Raw genomic sequence first — 15,341 nt, forward strand, 5'->3', positions numbered from 1 at the left:
TGAGAAAATCTGTGCGCATTATTTGCGATCTTTTACTTGGCGCAAAAAAATGGCACGGCTGCTGGGCAGAAGTACGATATTGTTCTGAACGATGTAAACGTGAGTCCAGACGCTTATAAAAATCAAATACTTAGAAACGCTTGTATTGGCCTGAACAATAGGCTCGTATCACATCATTTGAACGCAGCTGCAGATGTTTGGTTTTTCGACCAGTCACGCGTGCACGCCACATTTTAAAGCTACTAATTTTCATATTTTGCCGCATCAAGCGGATCACCGCCGCTTCATTTAAGCTATACTCACATAAAATAGCTTCAAAAGGAGTTTGATCTGATTAAAAGCATAACAATACAATCATGAATTTTTTGTGATTTTTCTCTAGTTTACGGTTTGAGTGGCTTTGCTGCATAAATATTTTGCAAGATACTGATTTTTTGCTGAAATCAATTGATTTTTCCAGTCGATAATTTGGTTTTGATGAACATCAAATATAGTTACGAGGTTCGATATATGGTGGGCCCAGACAGACTTGAACTGTCGACCAACGGATTATGAGTCCGTTAACATAAAGATTAAAAATCAAAAAGATATAACTAATAAATTAATAATATCATATACTTATTTAATTTACAAAGTTTACTATTCACTCTTTTTGTTGATTAATATATATTGATTTTGCTTACTACTTGCTTACCAGACGCTTACTAGAATGAAGTTAACAAAACCTGCTATTGATAAAATTGATTGCTCAGACAAAAATAAACCAACTTTTTTTTGGGATGAGAAAACACCAGGATTCGGCGTCAAAGTTACACCTAAAAATAATAAAAGCTACATTTTCTAAGGCCGTATTGGTCTTCAAAACCGTCGTATCAAAATTGGTGACATTGATGTATGGAAATTAGATGACGCTCGTAAATATGCACAAGAATTGGCGATTATGTGCCACAAAGGGATTGATCCATTGATCGAGCGTAAGAAAGCTTTAGCTGATAATAAAGAACTGCTAAAACAAGAAAAGCGTAAAACTATTAAATTTAAAGATGTATGGTTTGAATATTTAAAAGCAAGACAACCTAATTGGCGACCAAGAAGTTATCAGGACCACATCGAATTATCTAGAGGTGGTTACGATCCTGAAAAAAATAGTGTTTATACCAGTCAACCCATTTTTCAACTGTTTGAGTACAAACTTTCTGAATTAACTGCAGATGTATTATGCGATTGGCTTGATCACAATGACTTCCGTCCAACAACATCAGCTAAAGCATACAGACTTACACGAGCTTTCCTGAATTGGTGTGATGAACACGAGGATTATGAAAACTTAGTGCCTCCAAAATCATACAACTCTAAAAAAGTTAAAGATAAAATCCCTTCCCCAAAAGCCAAGAATGATTGTTTGATGAAACAGCATCTAAAACCATGGTTTGAAGAGGTAAATAAGTTAACTAATAGAAAAATAGCGATTTTTTTGATATGTAGTTTAATCACTGGTTGCAGAAAGAATGAGCTGCTTTCATTAAAATGGACAGATGTCGATTTTCGTTGGAAAACAGCGAAAGTCAGAGATAAAATTGAAGATGAAGGTCGCCTAATTCCTCTGACTACATATGTTGAAAGCCTATTATTAGAACTAAAGAAAAATTCTGATTCTAAATTCATATTTAGCAGTAAGGACGCTGAATGTGGTCATATTGTCAATCCTTACGATAGCTTAGAGAAAATATGTAAAAAACTAAATATTGAACTTACACCCCATGGATTGAGAAGGTCATATAAAACATTAGCTATATGGGCAAAAATCAATGAAGGATCTTTAGCCCAGATATCAGGTCATAAACCAAGTGCATTAGTTGAAAGACACTATATCGTACGACCTATGGATATGCTACGAGAAACGCTACAAGAATATGAGGATTGGATTTTACAACAAGTACGAAATGGCATTAATTGAAATACCCCCTGAAAATGTGAAACCCATTTTTACACAAGTAAATTTCAACCACTTCTTCTGCAAAAGATCGCAACCGTGTCGTAGCACTTCCAGGATCTGTATAAATCATAGCTTCCGCAAGTGCCCCTAAGTCAGATAAAAGTGGAAATTTTTCTCTTAAAAACTCAAATTTTTCAGATTGCATCACTACCCTTGTTAATTAGCCATTTTATCTAACTAAAAGGTGTCTACAAAATTAGTGGCTATTCAGGTTTGAGATACAAGATACAAGCAGCATTGCTGCGCAACATAGCCATTTCTTGAATCTCCAAAGATTAAAGTTACGTTATCTTTAGAGGGACATGCTGTCCATTATTTTGTCTAGGATCATAGTTTTAAGCCTAAAGCATTTACTACACGATTAATCGCATCAAAACATGGCGCTGAATCCTGACGTAGGGCTTTGTAGAGTGCCTCACGCCCGGTAATCCCTCCTAAAAATAACCGCATTAAATAATGCGGTTAAAATTCTAAAAGATTGATAATCAGCTACTATTAAGCAATCATCTCTGCATATTTTTCCTTGAACATTCTATGACGCTGAATGAGATGTTCAGACAAATATCGAGAATCCTGATCAATACCTAGGAAACGTCCTGATCCCCAGGTATATAACCATGGTAAGCCGATAAAGCTGACATCTGGATCCATCGTGATACCGCGATCATGTTTTGGATAACCACTAGCTTCAAATATATCCAGATCAATCCACGAGTAATCCGGTCTAAAACCGATACACCAAATGATTGAGGTAATATTTTCTTCAGCTAAGTTAACTTCTGTTTGTTCTGCTTTGGGTTGCCAAACTGGCGTATAGACACTGGCAGGCTCAGCCGTTTCAATCGCATTTTGCTCAATATAGGCATCAATTGAAGCATTAATACGGTTGTAAGTGGCATCTGCATTATCCAGGTTTTGTACCAGATTTGGCTGGAATTTAAGTGAACCATTCTCGTAATCAGAAAAACGTCCGAATAATTGCATACCTTCCAGTGCAAATTTACGTAGATCGATATCCCGACCACCATCACGACCAGTTACATAATGGTTGGTACTATTACGTACTTCTTCACTATAGCGATGGTCCTTAACATTGGTTTCGTAATAGCCCATATCGAACAGCCATTTCACCACATCCTTGTCACGATAAAAACGTGCACAACGTGGTGCATCACCAATAGACAGATAGACTTTTTTACCTGCTAAATGTAGATCCTCCGCAATCTGTGCGCCTGACTGACCAGACCCGACAACCAGTACATTCCCTTCGGGCAGTTGCGCAGGATTAAGGTACTGCTCGGAATGAATGGTATAGAACTGTTGGGGTAATTCAGAGCTGAGTTTTGGGTAAATTGGCGTGTGATAACCACCGGCTGCCACCACCACCTGATTGGCTGTGGTTTTACCTTGGCTGGTTTGAATCTCAAAATGTTGCTCTGCAATTTTATGCACCTGTTGTACCGTAATATTAAGCACCGCAGGTGGATTGAGCTTCTCAATAAAACCATCCAGATAGTCGACAATTTCATCCCGCTTCATAAAACCATCCGGTTCATTGCCGTGGTAGGGATGGTCAGGCAATAAACACTGCCAGTTTGGCGTGACCAAAGTAAAATTGTCCCAACGTTTTTTACGCCAGCTATGGGTTAGACAGTCTTCTTTTTCCAAGACTACATGATCGATATTAGCCTGTTTAAGATAATGGCTGACTGAAAGACCAGCCTGCCCGCCACCGACAATAACGACATCATAATGTGATTTTAAGTGTGTTGACTGAAACATGATGATTTCCTCTAGTCGATGTTATAAATGTCAGTAATCTCAATCGTATCTTCAGGCTTCAAGGAGAATGACTCTGCCTGTTCCTGAATACGGTTGAGCGTATCCATCGCTGAACTACAGGCAAAACCATAACGCGCACGTACTCGTTCTGAAGCAGCATGTAGGGCTTGATCAGCCTGGTTTAAAAATTCCTGCCCAGCCCATTGCTGACCTTTCTGAAAATATTCATAAACAATGGTGCTTGGTGAATAGAAATTACTGCTTTGACCATTTGGCCATTTCACCGTGAAATTTACGCTTGGCATAAGCTGAGCTCCCGTTGTCTAAAATTGTGTTGATATCTTTGAAAATCTTGAATCTGTTCTGCATAGCACAGGCCAGTAAAAAGCTGCTGTTGAAAATCCCAGAATTCAGCTTTTGACCCTTGATTAGAAACAGTGACTTTGCCTGAAGCATTCACCTGTCCAATGACTGCACAATGCAGATCCTGTGCAGCAAACAGTTCAATAATCTCTTCACATTCTTCATCGTCAGCAGTCAGTAAGAAGCCATAGCTTGGGAAGATTTGTAGCCAGTGCTGCCATTCAACATCTTTCGGTTTCGCAATCTGATCAAGCTGAATAACTGCACCACAGCCGGAGGCTTCCAGCAACATCAATAGGCTGCCAAGAATGCCGGCATTGCTGATATCACGTGCTGCATAAACCAATCCCTGTTCGGCTAGTTGCGGAAGGATTTCGAGCTCTGCCTGTAACTGGTCACCATCCACACCTTCAAAGCATTTCCAGTAAGTGGTATTTGGATGGAACTTACCTTTCAGGTTTAGCACCAACAATATGTTTTGCTGTGGTTGCACATGCATGACTGATAAAAGTTGTTTTGCCTCACCCTGAATGGCAACTGAAAGTCCTGGCTGAAAATTGGGATCAATATGGGTATGTCCACCCACCAATGGCACGCCATAGTGCTGACAAGCCGCCTGCATTCCCTGAACCAAAGCTTGTGCTTGCTCAGCACTTCGATGCCAGAAGCTGTTGACAACAGAGGTAGCTCGGCCTCCCATCGCTGCAATATCACTGATATTGGCCATGACCGCTGACCAGCCAGCAAAATAGGGATGATATTCGACGAAGCTGGGAATCATGCCTTCACAGGCATGTAGCATATAGCCATGTTCTGTTGCAATTGCAGCGGTATCATCTCCCGGCAGAACATAGAGATCTGCTATCTTTTCAATGTTTGGCTGGGCGATTTTAATCCCTTTCCCAATATTCATTTTGGCCTGCATCGCTGGTATCTGTCTGAGGTAGCCGAGCAGCCGTTCAAGTTCTGACTGATTCATTTATACCTCCTGCAGTGTATAGGACTGCTGCATGTAAGCCTGACTGATATTGCTCAATGGGTAATCTGCAAGATCTGCCTGCATCAGCACATGTGGAATATTGGCAACCTGAATGTTTTTCTCGCTATGCCAGTGCAGCTTCTGGAAATACGCTTCATTTTGTTGCTGTACCGTCGCGAGAAAACGCTGGCATCCCAGATTTTTTGCAGTTGAAACCGCCGCATTGATTAAGGCTTTGCCAATAGCGCGATGGTGACGATATAAGGGATCAACACAGAGTCGGCCACCCCACCAGGTCTGTTTACCTTCAGGGAAAATCCGGACTGCACCAATGACCCGATCCGGTTCACCAAACATCTGACCAATGGCTACAATACCGAATGCTTTGAAATCGTATTCATCCCGGTCTTCTTTCAGGATCTGCTGTTCATCACGAAAGGTTGCTTCACGAAGACGGTAATACTGGCGACGTTCCCAATCTTCGCTGACAATTTTGATCACGATATCCGCGCTGATAAATTCATCAGCCAGATAATGCTTGAGTTGCTGGTTAACTGCCTGCAACCATGGGTTTTGTGAAAGATCATCATCTAAATACATAGCGATCTCTCCTATTCATAAGCTTTGAGTGATGAGCAGGCACCACATTTGGCACATCCCGCCTGGGTGTCTTCAGACTTCAATTTATGCTGTTTCAGCTGTGCACCGATTTCTGGATAGAGCGCCTGCATAAACTCTGGTTCTGGTTTTGAATGATGCTCCAGTGGCGTGCCATGAATCGGCACAAATGGAACGACAAATGGATAGACGCCGATTTCAGTCAATTGGGCCGTCATTTCAAGAATTTCTTCTTTTGTATCTCCAAGTCCAGCCAGAATATAGGTACTGACCTGACCGCGGCCAAATACCTCGACTGCAGCCTTAAAAGCAGCAAAATATTTATCCAGTGAGACCTCAGCTTTGCCCGGCATGATCTTGTGTCGTACCCGATCACTGACGGCTTCCAAGTGCATCCCGATGGATACAGCTCCTGCATTTTTTAACTTTGCAAACCAGCTAAAATCATCAGGTGGTTCACATTGCACCTGAATCGGTAAATCGACTGCTGCACGAATGGCAGTGACTGAATCAAATAAAATCTCGGCACCACGGTCAGGCGTGTTTGGTGTTCCAGTCGTCAGGATCATTTGAGTAATCCCATCTAGCTCAACTGCGGCTTTAGCCACTTCTGCCAGCTGTTCAGGACGTTTGCGGATTAATGTCCGGCCATCTTGTAAAGACTGATCAATCGAACAGAACTGGCAAGCCGTTGACTTGTCATTCATACGAATACAGTGCTGCAAAACAGTGGTTGCCAGAACATTATGACTATGCAGGGTAGCAATCTGTTCATAAGTAATACCATCTGCGGTTTTCAGCTCATAAAACTTTGGACGTTTCGGTGCAGTTAGCGTAGCTACCGGTATCTTGTTCTTAAAGATAATTACGTTGTCCGATTCTTTGTCCTGCTGTGCGGTATAAGGAGAATTCTGGGCTGTAAGATTCAGCACGGGAATCATCATGGTCTGTCCATTCAGACTCAGGGCTTTATGGTCGCTTGGCCCAGCTCCACCTTTACGGGCCAGACCAACCTCACCTTCCCATTTCAGGCCATTGCATTGCAAGTCACTGAGTAATTCAACTGCTAACATGGCTACACTCCTTACACTTGATATTTAATTCATTTTCAAATTTAACTTCTACGCTTTACTCAGTTGCTCTTCTGTTAGCACGGTAAAGTTGCTGATTTTTTCTTGTGTTGTTGATTGAGATTCTGGATATTCATGTAAAACCTGGGTTTTGCGACGATCAATCAACAGGCTCAGTAATTCAGGGCGACTGTAATGTCCAACGGAATCCATCATGCGCTTGCGTTTATCGATCAAGCTAAAGTCCAAATCAGCAATCACATAGCCCTCACCTTCCGTTAAAGGTGCAGCTAAAAATTTGCCTTCAGGTGAAACAATCGCAGTAAAGCAGCCACCTGAGATTGGACCTTTTTCACAGCCGGTGTCCTGCATAATCTGTTGTTGCTGTTCCGGTGTCAGCCATGCGGTGGCATTCACCACAAAACAACCTGATTCCAGCGCATGATGCTGAATGGTTGCTGATATCTGGTCGGCAAAAACTTGTCCGACCAATGATCCAGGGAACATAGCCGCATGGATCTGTTCGCCATCAGCCATAAGCGCAAAACGTGCCAATGGGTTGTAATGCTCCCAACAAGCCAATGAACCAATTCGTCCAACAGCCGAATCAATCGCACATAAACCACTGCCATCACCCTGCCCCCAAACCATACGTTCATGATAGGTCGGCGTAATTTTGCGACGATGCTGAATGATGCTGCCATCCGTATCAAATAGCAGTTGGGCGTTATAAATTGTGCCCCCCACACGTTCGTTGACCCCAATTGAAACCACCATTTGCGCCGCACGGCATGCCGCACCAATTAGGTCAGTAGCCTCTGAAGGTACAACTACAGATTCATGCAAAAGCTTGAGATGCTCTTTACCCATCGCAAACGGAGGCTGAACAAAGGAAAAATAAGGGTAATAAGGCACCACAGTCTCAGGAAAAACTGCAAATTGCACACCTTGCTGTCCCAACTCAGTAATCAGGTCACAGACCTTTTTTACGGTACCTGCCTGACTATAAAGAACTGGACTACACTGTACGGCTGCAGCTTTTACGATTCTACTCATGGTTTACTCCCTTATTTTTCCAAGATTTGAATTACACTGTCCAAGTATCGATAATTAATGCATTGTCACGACGCATGAGCAGTTTAAGATCCATCACATCTAATGGATTGATGGCACGAATACCAGGAATGAGTGCTTTTTCAGTCTGACCATATAGCGCCTGAAGAGCAAAACGGCAGGCATAGACTTCACCACCTTCTTCCATGAATGCTTTGATCTGATTATTGACTGCCAGATGTCCTGGAAATGCTTCAGCGCCTAAAGTCGGGAAACCACGTTGTACCCCTAATTGCACACCTGGACCGTATAGCAGGATTTTGGTTTCGAAGCCTTTACGTAATAAGCGTTTAGCCTGTAACACATTAACCAAACCAATCGAACCTTCAAAAGCCACTGTATGGAATGTTACTAATGCTTTTTCGCCGGGCTGTGCTTTGACATCCTCAAATACCTTTTCTTCATAGTCGACCAGGAAGTCGCCATCTTTATATTGTTCGATATCTACTTTTGGCATAATGCGCTCCGATAAGATGAGTTAAACAACCTTGATTGGTTTGTCTTAGTTATTGCATAAGCTGTGCCAAGTTAAGAAAATTGCTATAATGTATTTTTTAAATCATTGTTTTTATTTGATAATCATGTTTTTCTCTGTTTAATGGTGTTCAGATAAAAACTTTTTACAATTATGAAATTTCGTATTACTATGATTTTTCATAGCTATATCTACGAAATTTCATATCATGGCAGCTGACTTTATTTCTGGTTGGGCAAATTCTGAAGATTCTTTAAGACCTTTAACTTTTGAGCATGCCGCGCAGGCATTAATGGTGATTGATCCGAAAGAGAATCGTTTTATTGATTTCAATATTGCGGCGGCCCGTATGCTACGTTACGAACGCCATGAATTACTGAATAAATCGGTCACTTCAATTTTTGGTCACTTTACCCAACTACCCTATCTGATTGCTTTTACCGAGGAAACGCTGAATAAAGGTCAGGCCTGGAATAATGAAATTTATGCCTTTGACTGGAACGGAGAGAAAATCCAGCTGGATGTACAAGCGACCCATTTGCCCTATCAACAACATGACTATATGATCTGGTCGCTTGTTGATGTCAAAGATCTAGAGCTACGCCAATTTAATAAAAATGCAGACAAAGCCATACGTTCTGGCTTAATGGAATGGCAAGCACTACAAGAACTGTTTATTGATTCAGACACTGGTAAACATTTGCTACTTAGTGCTGTTGGCGATGGAATTTATAGTATTAATCATCAAGGGTTATGCACCTTTATTAATCCAGTCGGTGCCAGAATGCTTGGGCTGAAACCCGAAGATGTTATTGGCAAGAATATTCATCAGATTCACCACCATACCCATGAAGATGGTCGTCATTATCCTGTTGAGCAATGCCCAATTTATGCTGCGGTACATGATGGTGTGGTACATGAGGGTATTCAAGAAATATTTTGGCGGGTAGATGGTAGTTATTTCCCAGTTGAATTTACCAGTACGCCTGTGATCCGTGATAGTAAGATTATTGGTGCAGTGGTGGTATTCCGCGACATTTCCGAACGATTAAATACTGAAGCCAAACTTACCCAGGCCTTAAATGAACTGCAAAACCTTAAAAGCCGCCTAGAACAACAAAATGAATATTTGCAGGAAGAAATCCTGCAGGACAACCAGTATCATGAGATTGTCGGGAATAGCAGCTCTATCCGAGAAATTATTGAAAAGATCAAGGTTGTTGCTCAAACAGATGCAAACGTAATGGTTTATGGCGAGTCAGGTACAGGTAAGGAATTGATTGCCCGTGCGATTCATCAGTCCAGCCACCGTAAGCAGCAACCCTTAATTCGGGTGAACTGTGCCGCTATTCCAGCCGAGCTATTTGAAAGTGAATTTTTTGGCCATGTCAAAGGCGCATTTACTGGAGCGGTTCGTGATCGTGCAGGACGCTTTGAACTAGCAGATCAAGGAACATTATTCCTGGATGAAATTGGTGAACTTCCACTAGAACTACAAAGTAAGTTACTTCGTGTATTGCAGGAAGGTACCTTTGAACGAGTTGGTGAGGAGCGGACTCGCAAAGTGAATGTGCGGATTATTGCCGCGACCAATCGCAATCTTAAAGAAGAAGTCAAACAAAAGCATTTTCGTGAGGATCTCTATTTTCGCCTGAATGTATTTCCAATTTTCTCGCCTGCACTACGTGAACGTAAAGAAGACATTCCTCTTCTGGTCAGCCATTTTAGCAAGCTGATCTGTGAACAGCGTAAAGTACCCTACCTTTCTTTTAGCCAGAAACATATCCAAGAATTGCAACGTTATAACTGGCCCGGCAATATCCGTGAATTACAGAATGTATTGGAACGTGCCATGATTACTGCTCGTCATGGTGCTGTGTCATTCCAGTATTTATTGGAACAGGATCAGCCTGTTTCTCAGACAAAGGAAACTAATGTAATCGCTAAGCATAGGACCCCAGATATTCTTACACTTGATGATCTTAAACAATTAGAAATTGAAAACCTAAAACGTGCTGTCAAGCATTGTGAAGGAAAAATATTTGGTGAGGATGGTGCTGCTCAATTGCTTGGAATTAATCCGACGACCTTAATTTCAAGATTAAAAAAATTTGGGATTAGCTATTAGTTTTTTACTTAGAGTGAGGATTTTATAAATAATAGATATTGTATCTTGGAGCTTGTAGTGATTAGCTTCCACTATATGCAAATTGTAGAGTTTGTAAGGCTTTGTTGCACAAAGATTTCATAACTATATGATTTTAAAAGTTTTGATTATTTTTTGATCCAAAATTAAATTTATTTAAATCAGATGCTTACATATTTATGCAACAAAGCCCTGTTTTTATGAGCTCCTTCGCAATTCCACGGTAGCCTTTTTGCTGTTCATCCCATTGTTGGTCATGGGTTTCTAAGGTACTAAGTGTCACATTTTCAGGCATCAATGAGCCATCTGCTGCTTTTAATGTGCCATCGGCTTGGCGCTGCATCAATGTATTACCCACATAGATGCTTTGCCCAGCATTTACATCATTGGCTTGCAGTTCAATATTTTTGCCTGCATTGATATCGACATTTTTGCCAGCGATGAGTTGCGTTTGCGCAACTTCTTGGTCGATATAACCTGTTTGACTGTTTTTATAGGTTGCGAAGTTTGTATTTGAAGATGTACTGCTTTGGCTTGTTTCATTTAGTGCAGAGTTTAAAGTCACGTCACCATTTTTAGCTTGGATTTGAATTGTTTCACTAGCGTCAGCTTTCAAATGTGCTGCTGTGATATCACCTTGCTCAGTATTGAGTACAATATTTCCACCTGCATTGATTTGGTTCGCAATTGACTGACTAGATTTCGAAATGTCATTGCGCTCTGTACTCCGTGCCAATATGCCTCCTGATTTAGCAGACATAGCGACATCAGTTGCTTTCAAATCCTCGCCATTCTCAAGTTTTATACCGTGCTGTGCATTCAGTACAATATCACCTTGTTTACTTGCAAGATCGACAGCTTTGCCAGCAATTTGATTTGCCTTTAACTCAACCGTGCCTTGACTGTGAATAGAAGTACCTTGATCAGCTTGGGTAGTGGAATAGTGAACCGTACCGGGTTTGTCGGAGACTTTTTTATTTAAGTTAGGCCACCTGACCTAACGGATTAATCTTATCATAGTACATTGCTTCAAACTCAAAAGGCGATACATAACCCAGTGCACTGTGTACACGCTTTTTGTTGAACCAATCTACCCAATTTAATGTCGCAAGTTGTACATCCGCTAAACCTTGCCAATCTGCTTTTAAATATTCAATCACCTCTGTTTTGTATAAGCCATTCACCGTTTCAGCCAGAGCATTATCGTATGAATCACCCGTTGTACCGACTGATGCTCGTAAATTTGCTGCTTCTAAACGATTGGTATAGCGAATGGAAAGATATTGCACACCTCTGTCGGAATGATGAATCACATTCTTTGGCATGCCTCGATCATGCAATGCTTGCTCCAGTGCATCAAGTACCATATCTGTATTCATCCGTGTTGATACTTTCCATCCAACAATTGCTCGCGAGAACACATCAATAATAAATGCGGTATATACCCAGCCAGAATTGGTTTGAATATAGGTAAAGTCACCCACCCATAGTTGGTTTGGATGATCAGCATTAAAATTACGTTTCACTAAATCATCTGCCCGTTTTTGGTCATCTCGGTTACGGGTGGTTTGTTTATTCTTACCACGCCAAACACCTTGTATACCTAGCTTTTGCATCAATCGAGCAACTGTACAACGTGCAATCACATAGCCTTCACGTTTCAGTTGTTGCCAGACCTTACGCACACCATACCGACCTGAACTTTCCTTCCAAATTCGTTTAATTTGCTCTGCATGATGTAAATCATGCAGAGCACGTTTCGCTCGATGTTCTGGGTTATCAACGAGATCTAAAGCCCGATAATAGGTCGAAAAGGAAGAGTAACTACTCTTCCTTTTTTAATTTCACAAAGTTTAATATTTTATAAGCTTTAGATTATCAATTGACTGATGTGGGTCTAGGATTTTAGACCACGTCTATAAGTGATAATCTACTCCCCAATAAGCATGGGAAATGCTTGTTTTAGGAGTCAACCATGACACGAAGAAAACGTCGTAATCATTCAGCAGAGTTTAAAGTTAAAGTTGCTCTCGCAGCAATTAAAGGCGACCACACACTCGCTGAACTTTCTACTCAATTCGATTTACATCAAAACCAAATCATCGATTGGAAAAATCAACTGCTTGAGCAATCAGTCAATATTTTTTCACGACCAACAGCACAACAAGAACCAGAGATTGACCTCAAAGCTCTACATGCCAAGATAGGGCATCAGGCATTGCAAATTGATTTTTTAGAAGGTGCGCTCAGAAAAATAGGGCAGCTGAGCGGCAAAAAATGATCGATAAGACCCATCAACTTTCGGTACGACAACAATCGCAATTGATTCAAATCAATCGCAGTACGTTGTATTACAAGCCCAAAGAGATTTCATCAACTGATTTGAGTTTGATGCGTCTGATCGATGAAATTCATCTCGACTACCCATTTATGGGCAGTCGAATGATACGAGATATGCTACAGCGTCAAGGGCATCAAATAGGTCGGCGTAAAGTCCGACGTTTAATGCGCTTGATGGGAATACATGCCTTGTATCCAAAACCCAATACCAGTAAGCCTAATCTTGCACACCGTATTTTCCCATATCTGTTGAAAAACATGGTCATCGATCACTCTAATCAAGTCTGGTGTACAGATATCACATACATTCCTATGGCTAAAGGCTTTGTCTATTTGTGTGCAATTATAGATTGGCATAGTCGTAAAGTACTGGCTCATCGTGTATCGATCAGTATGGAAACAGACTTTTGCATAGATGCGTTGCAAGAAGCAATTGTGAAATATGGTTGTCCTGAGGTGTTTAATACAGACCAAGGCAGTCAATTCACAAGCGAGGCATTTTTGAATGAGTTAAAATTGCGAAATATCCGTATCAGTATGGATGGGAAAGGACGGTGGAGAGATAATGTGATGATTGAGCGGTTATGGCGCAGCTTGAAGCATGAGGAAGTCTATTTGAAGGCTTACGATACGGTTAAACAAGCGAAACAATCAATTGCTGAATATTTGGATTTTTATAACATGATACGTCCTCATTCAAGTTTGAATAAGGCAACACCAAATGAATTTTATGATCAACATTTACTAAAAGTAATGGCAGCATGATTTAAATATTTAGAGCGGATTTATCACTTATAAAACTGAATTGAGTGGTCTAATTAACGGAACCACATCAGACTTTAAATTTTGCCAAGTCTGGAGTTTTGACTGCAACTTCACTCTTTTGTGTATTAGCTGGTACCCAATTATATGGTACTGGTGTTGCACGGTATAAATTATTCCCGCCAAGACCATTCGTTTTTGTTTCAGAGAAATGTGGCGATACATATTCCCATACAATTTCACCCGCTTTAGTCACCTGGAATACACGACCAGTTTGGCCTTCTGTAATCACTGTGTTTCCGTTAGGTAAACGACGTGCCAAGCTTGTGAAAGCACTAAAGAATGAACTACCTGGGCGATATTCCCATACAATTTCTTTAGTCGATGGGTCAATTTCAACTACACGTGAAGAACCTGTCGAAATTTGAAAAGAAACAGCCGGATAACCTGAACCACCTTGGTTATCAAATACTAGGATATTGCCTTCGCCTGGTAAGCCTTTAGGAATAATCTTCGCATCATGTAAACCACTTAATTGATCCACTGGACGAGGTTTTTGGTCTCCTGCTACAAATGGGTTTTTAAGTTCAGCTGATGGGTAGTTCGGTCCAAGTGTCCAAACAACTTTACGCGTTTTTTTATCAATGATCGCAATAAAGTTTGCTTGACGAGAATCAACAATAATATTGTCTGGGTTGAAACGTTGATCACCTGCGTCAAACCACTTGTTTGGACCTAATGTACGTGCATTGTTAAAGTGTAAATAGTCCGCAAGATTTGAGTTTTTCACCAATTCAACTTGCTCTGGTGTAAACCCTAGGTCATTTAAATGATCTGAAGCTAACCATTCCCAAACAATTTTGCCTTTTGGTGTTACTTCATAAATGACATCATCAATTGTACTATCAAGTTTAAAGCCTTTAATTTTATGAATACGGTTGGCAAGTACTAGCGTATTCCCATTCTTTAAACGCTCAATTTCGTGATGTTGATGCGCATGACCTGCGGTTTTTTCACCTTCCCATTTCCAAACGATGTTACCTTTCCAATCCAGCTCACCAATAGCATGGTTATTTACCCCATTACCAAATGATTTGTTGTTTGTATCTTTACGGTCTTCTAATTGAACCAGTACATGCCCTAACTTGCCTTTGTTTACAGCAGGATCAATAACTTCCGTTGGAAAACCTTTATAAGGCCAGCTATTTACTACATTACCGTTCATGTCAATTAGATAACTATTTTTATCTGGGCTTGAATAAACTGTATAGTGATTCCATGCCTTTTCAGGTTTATAAATTGTCACACCTGTTGGATAAACTAATGTGGTTCCGTTAATTAGACCACTCAATTCAGTTTTATAAGTGATAAATCCGCTCTAAATATTTAAATCATGCTGCCATTACTTTTAGTAAATGTTGATCATAAAATTCATTTGGTGTTGCCTTATTCAAACTTGAATGAGGACGTATCGTGTTATAAAAATCCAAATATTCAGCAATTGATTGTTTCGCTTGTTTAACCGTATCGTAAGCCTTCAAATAGACTTCCTCATGCTTCACGCTGCGCCATAACCGCTCAATCATCACATTATCCATCCATCGTCCTTTCCCATCCATACTGATACGGATATTTCGCAATTTTAACTCATTCAAAAATGCCTCGCTTGTGAATTGACTGCCTTGGTCTGTATTAAA

General features: G+C 40.7%; 14 protein-coding genes and 4 pseudogenes. 4 read left to right on the forward strand and 14 right to left on the reverse strand.

Features of this window, described 5'->3' with window-relative positions; all coding sequences use genetic code 11:
• Positions 1-11 precede the first annotated feature (11 nt).
• Entirely contained in the window at positions 12-119 is a 108-nt protein-coding gene (locus F988_RS14580; protein ID WP_249399895.1) for a DUF2256 domain-containing protein, read from the forward strand.
• An 11-nt stretch (positions 120-130) separates the two neighbouring features.
• Here F988_RS14580 and F988_RS15100 read toward each other — a convergent pair.
• A pseudogene (locus F988_RS15100) lies at positions 131-331 on the reverse strand (TIGR03643 family protein); the annotation flags it as partial.
• Positions 332-709: 378 nt separating this feature from the next.
• On the opposite strand from F988_RS15100, the pseudogene F988_RS07560 reads away from it, so the two are divergent.
• Positions 710-1,957, forward strand: a pseudogene (locus F988_RS07560) (tyrosine-type recombinase/integrase).
• Here F988_RS07560 and F988_RS07565 read toward each other — a convergent pair.
• The 9 genes and pseudogenes from F988_RS07565 to F988_RS07600 form a co-directional block, all read right to left on the reverse strand.
• Positions 1,950-2,141 carry a hypothetical protein gene (locus F988_RS07565; RefSeq protein ID WP_004679561.1) on the reverse strand — a complete coding sequence of 64 codons (192 nt, stop codon included), beginning with the start codon at positions 2,139-2,141 and terminating at the stop codon, positions 1,950-1,952. The pseudogene F988_RS07560 and the gene F988_RS07565 sit on opposite strands and share 8 nt — an antisense overlap.
• 182 nt (positions 2,142-2,323) lie before the next feature.
• Positions 2,324-2,419, reverse strand: a pseudogene (locus F988_RS15555) (addiction module antidote protein); the annotation flags it as partial.
• 72 nt (positions 2,420-2,491) lie between these two features.
• Positions 2,492-3,778, reverse strand: coding sequence for an MSMEG_0569 family flavin-dependent oxidoreductase (locus F988_RS07570; protein ID WP_004679564.1), 1,287 nt, complete (start codon positions 3,776-3,778; stop codon positions 2,492-2,494).
• 11 nt (positions 3,779-3,789) lie between these two features.
• Positions 3,790-4,083, reverse strand: coding sequence for an MSMEG_0570 family nitrogen starvation response protein (locus F988_RS07575; protein ID WP_004682279.1), 294 nt, complete (start codon positions 4,081-4,083; stop codon positions 3,790-3,792).
• Positions 4,071-5,120 carry a sll0787 family AIR synthase-like protein gene (locus F988_RS07580; RefSeq protein WP_004682280.1) on the reverse strand — a complete coding sequence of 350 codons (1,050 nt, stop codon included), beginning with the start codon at positions 5,118-5,120 and terminating at the stop codon, positions 4,071-4,073. The genes F988_RS07575 and F988_RS07580 overlap by 13 nt, the downstream gene beginning before the upstream one ends.
• Positions 5,121-5,720, reverse strand: a complete 600-nt coding sequence (locus F988_RS07585; protein ID WP_004679570.1) for an MSMEG_0567/Sll0786 family nitrogen starvation N-acetyltransferase — start codon at positions 5,718-5,720, stop codon at positions 5,121-5,123.
• 11 nt (positions 5,721-5,731) lie between these two features.
• Entirely contained in the window at positions 5,732-6,811 is a 1,080-nt protein-coding gene (locus F988_RS07590; protein ID WP_004679572.1) for an MSMEG_0568 family radical SAM protein, read from the reverse strand.
• 48 nt (positions 6,812-6,859) lie between these two features.
• The gene (locus F988_RS07595) at positions 6,860-7,864 is read right to left on the reverse strand and encodes a Nit6803 family nitrilase (RefSeq protein ID WP_004679573.1); all 1,005 of its coding nucleotides are present in this window, start codon (positions 7,862-7,864) and stop codon (positions 6,860-6,862) included.
• A 31-nt stretch (positions 7,865-7,895) separates the two neighbouring features.
• Positions 7,896-8,378, reverse strand: a complete 483-nt coding sequence (locus F988_RS07600; protein ID WP_004679574.1) for an MSMEG_0572/Sll0783 family nitrogen starvation response protein — start codon at positions 8,376-8,378, stop codon at positions 7,896-7,898.
• 226 nt (positions 8,379-8,604) lie between these two features.
• Between F988_RS07600 and F988_RS07605 the strand changes: the two genes are divergently transcribed.
• The gene (locus F988_RS07605; RefSeq protein WP_004682282.1) at positions 8,605-10,524 is read left to right on the forward strand and encodes a sigma 54-interacting transcriptional regulator; all 1,920 of its coding nucleotides are present in this window, start codon (positions 8,605-8,607) and stop codon (positions 10,522-10,524) included.
• Positions 10,525-10,711: 187 nt separating this feature from the next.
• Here the strand turns inward: F988_RS07605 and F988_RS07610 are convergent, their stop codons facing one another.
• Positions 10,712-11,278, reverse strand: coding sequence for a hemagglutinin repeat-containing protein (locus tag F988_RS07610; RefSeq protein ID WP_004679576.1), 567 nt, complete (start codon positions 11,276-11,278; stop codon positions 10,712-10,714).
• 247 nt (positions 11,279-11,525) lie between these two features.
• Positions 11,526-12,353: pseudogene (locus tag F988_RS07615) on the reverse strand (IS3 family transposase); the annotation flags it as partial.
• A gap of 164 nt (positions 12,354-12,517) precedes the next feature.
• On the opposite strand from F988_RS07615, the gene F988_RS14585 reads away from it, so the two are divergent.
• A protein-coding gene (locus tag F988_RS14585; RefSeq protein ID WP_141629354.1) for an IS3-like element ISAcsp5 family transposase occupies positions 12,518-13,647 on the forward strand; the annotation gives its coding sequence in 2 pieces (ribosomal slippage) (positions 12,518-12,770 and positions 12,770-13,647; 1,131 coding nt in all).
• A gap of 67 nt (positions 13,648-13,714) precedes the next feature.
• Here F988_RS14585 and F988_RS07630 read toward each other — a convergent pair.
• Both F988_RS07630 and F988_RS07635 read right to left on the reverse strand, forming a co-directional pair.
• Positions 13,715-14,995 (reverse strand): aryl-sulfate sulfotransferase, encoded by a 1,281-nt coding sequence (locus tag F988_RS07630; protein ID WP_004682284.1) that lies wholly within the window; start codon positions 14,993-14,995, stop codon positions 13,715-13,717.
• A gap of 40 nt (positions 14,996-15,035) precedes the next feature.
• On the reverse strand, positions 15,036-15,341 hold a 306-nt coding region (locus tag F988_RS07635; RefSeq protein WP_004682285.1), incomplete at its 5' end, for an integrase core domain-containing protein.

The organism is Acinetobacter parvus DSM 16617 = CIP 108168 (assembly GCF_000368025.1).
Classification (GTDB): Bacteria; Pseudomonadota; Gammaproteobacteria; order Pseudomonadales; family Moraxellaceae; genus Acinetobacter; species Acinetobacter parvus.

Bases quoted from the DNA above. Each gene is read 5' to 3' on its own strand.
- F988_RS07565 (WP_004679561.1), bottom strand. From the start codon at position 2,141: ATGCAATCTGAAAAATTTGAGTTTTTAAGAGAAAAATTTCCACTTTTA.
- F988_RS07570 (WP_004679564.1), bottom strand. From the start codon at position 3,778: ATGTTTCAGTCAACACACTTAAAATCACATTATGATGTCGTTATTGTC.
- F988_RS07575 (WP_004682279.1), bottom strand. From the start codon at position 4,083: ATGCCAAGCGTAAATTTCACGGTGAAATGGCCAAATGGTCAAAGCAGT.
- F988_RS07580 (WP_004682280.1), bottom strand. From the start codon at position 5,120: ATGAATCAGTCAGAACTTGAACGGCTGCTCGGCTACCTCAGACAGATA.
- F988_RS07585 (WP_004679570.1), bottom strand. From the start codon at position 5,720: ATGTATTTAGATGATGATCTTTCACAAAACCCATGGTTGCAGGCAGTT.
- F988_RS07590 (WP_004679572.1), bottom strand. From the start codon at position 6,811: ATGTTAGCAGTTGAATTACTCAGTGACTTGCAATGCAATGGCCTGAAA.
- F988_RS07595 (WP_004679573.1), bottom strand. From the start codon at position 7,864: ATGAGTAGAATCGTAAAAGCTGCAGCCGTACAGTGTAGTCCAGTTCTT.
- F988_RS07600 (WP_004679574.1), bottom strand. From the start codon at position 8,378: ATGCCAAAAGTAGATATCGAACAATATAAAGATGGCGACTTCCTGGTC.
- F988_RS07605 (WP_004682282.1), top strand. From the start codon at position 8,605: ATGGCAGCTGACTTTATTTCTGGTTGGGCAAATTCTGAAGATTCTTTA.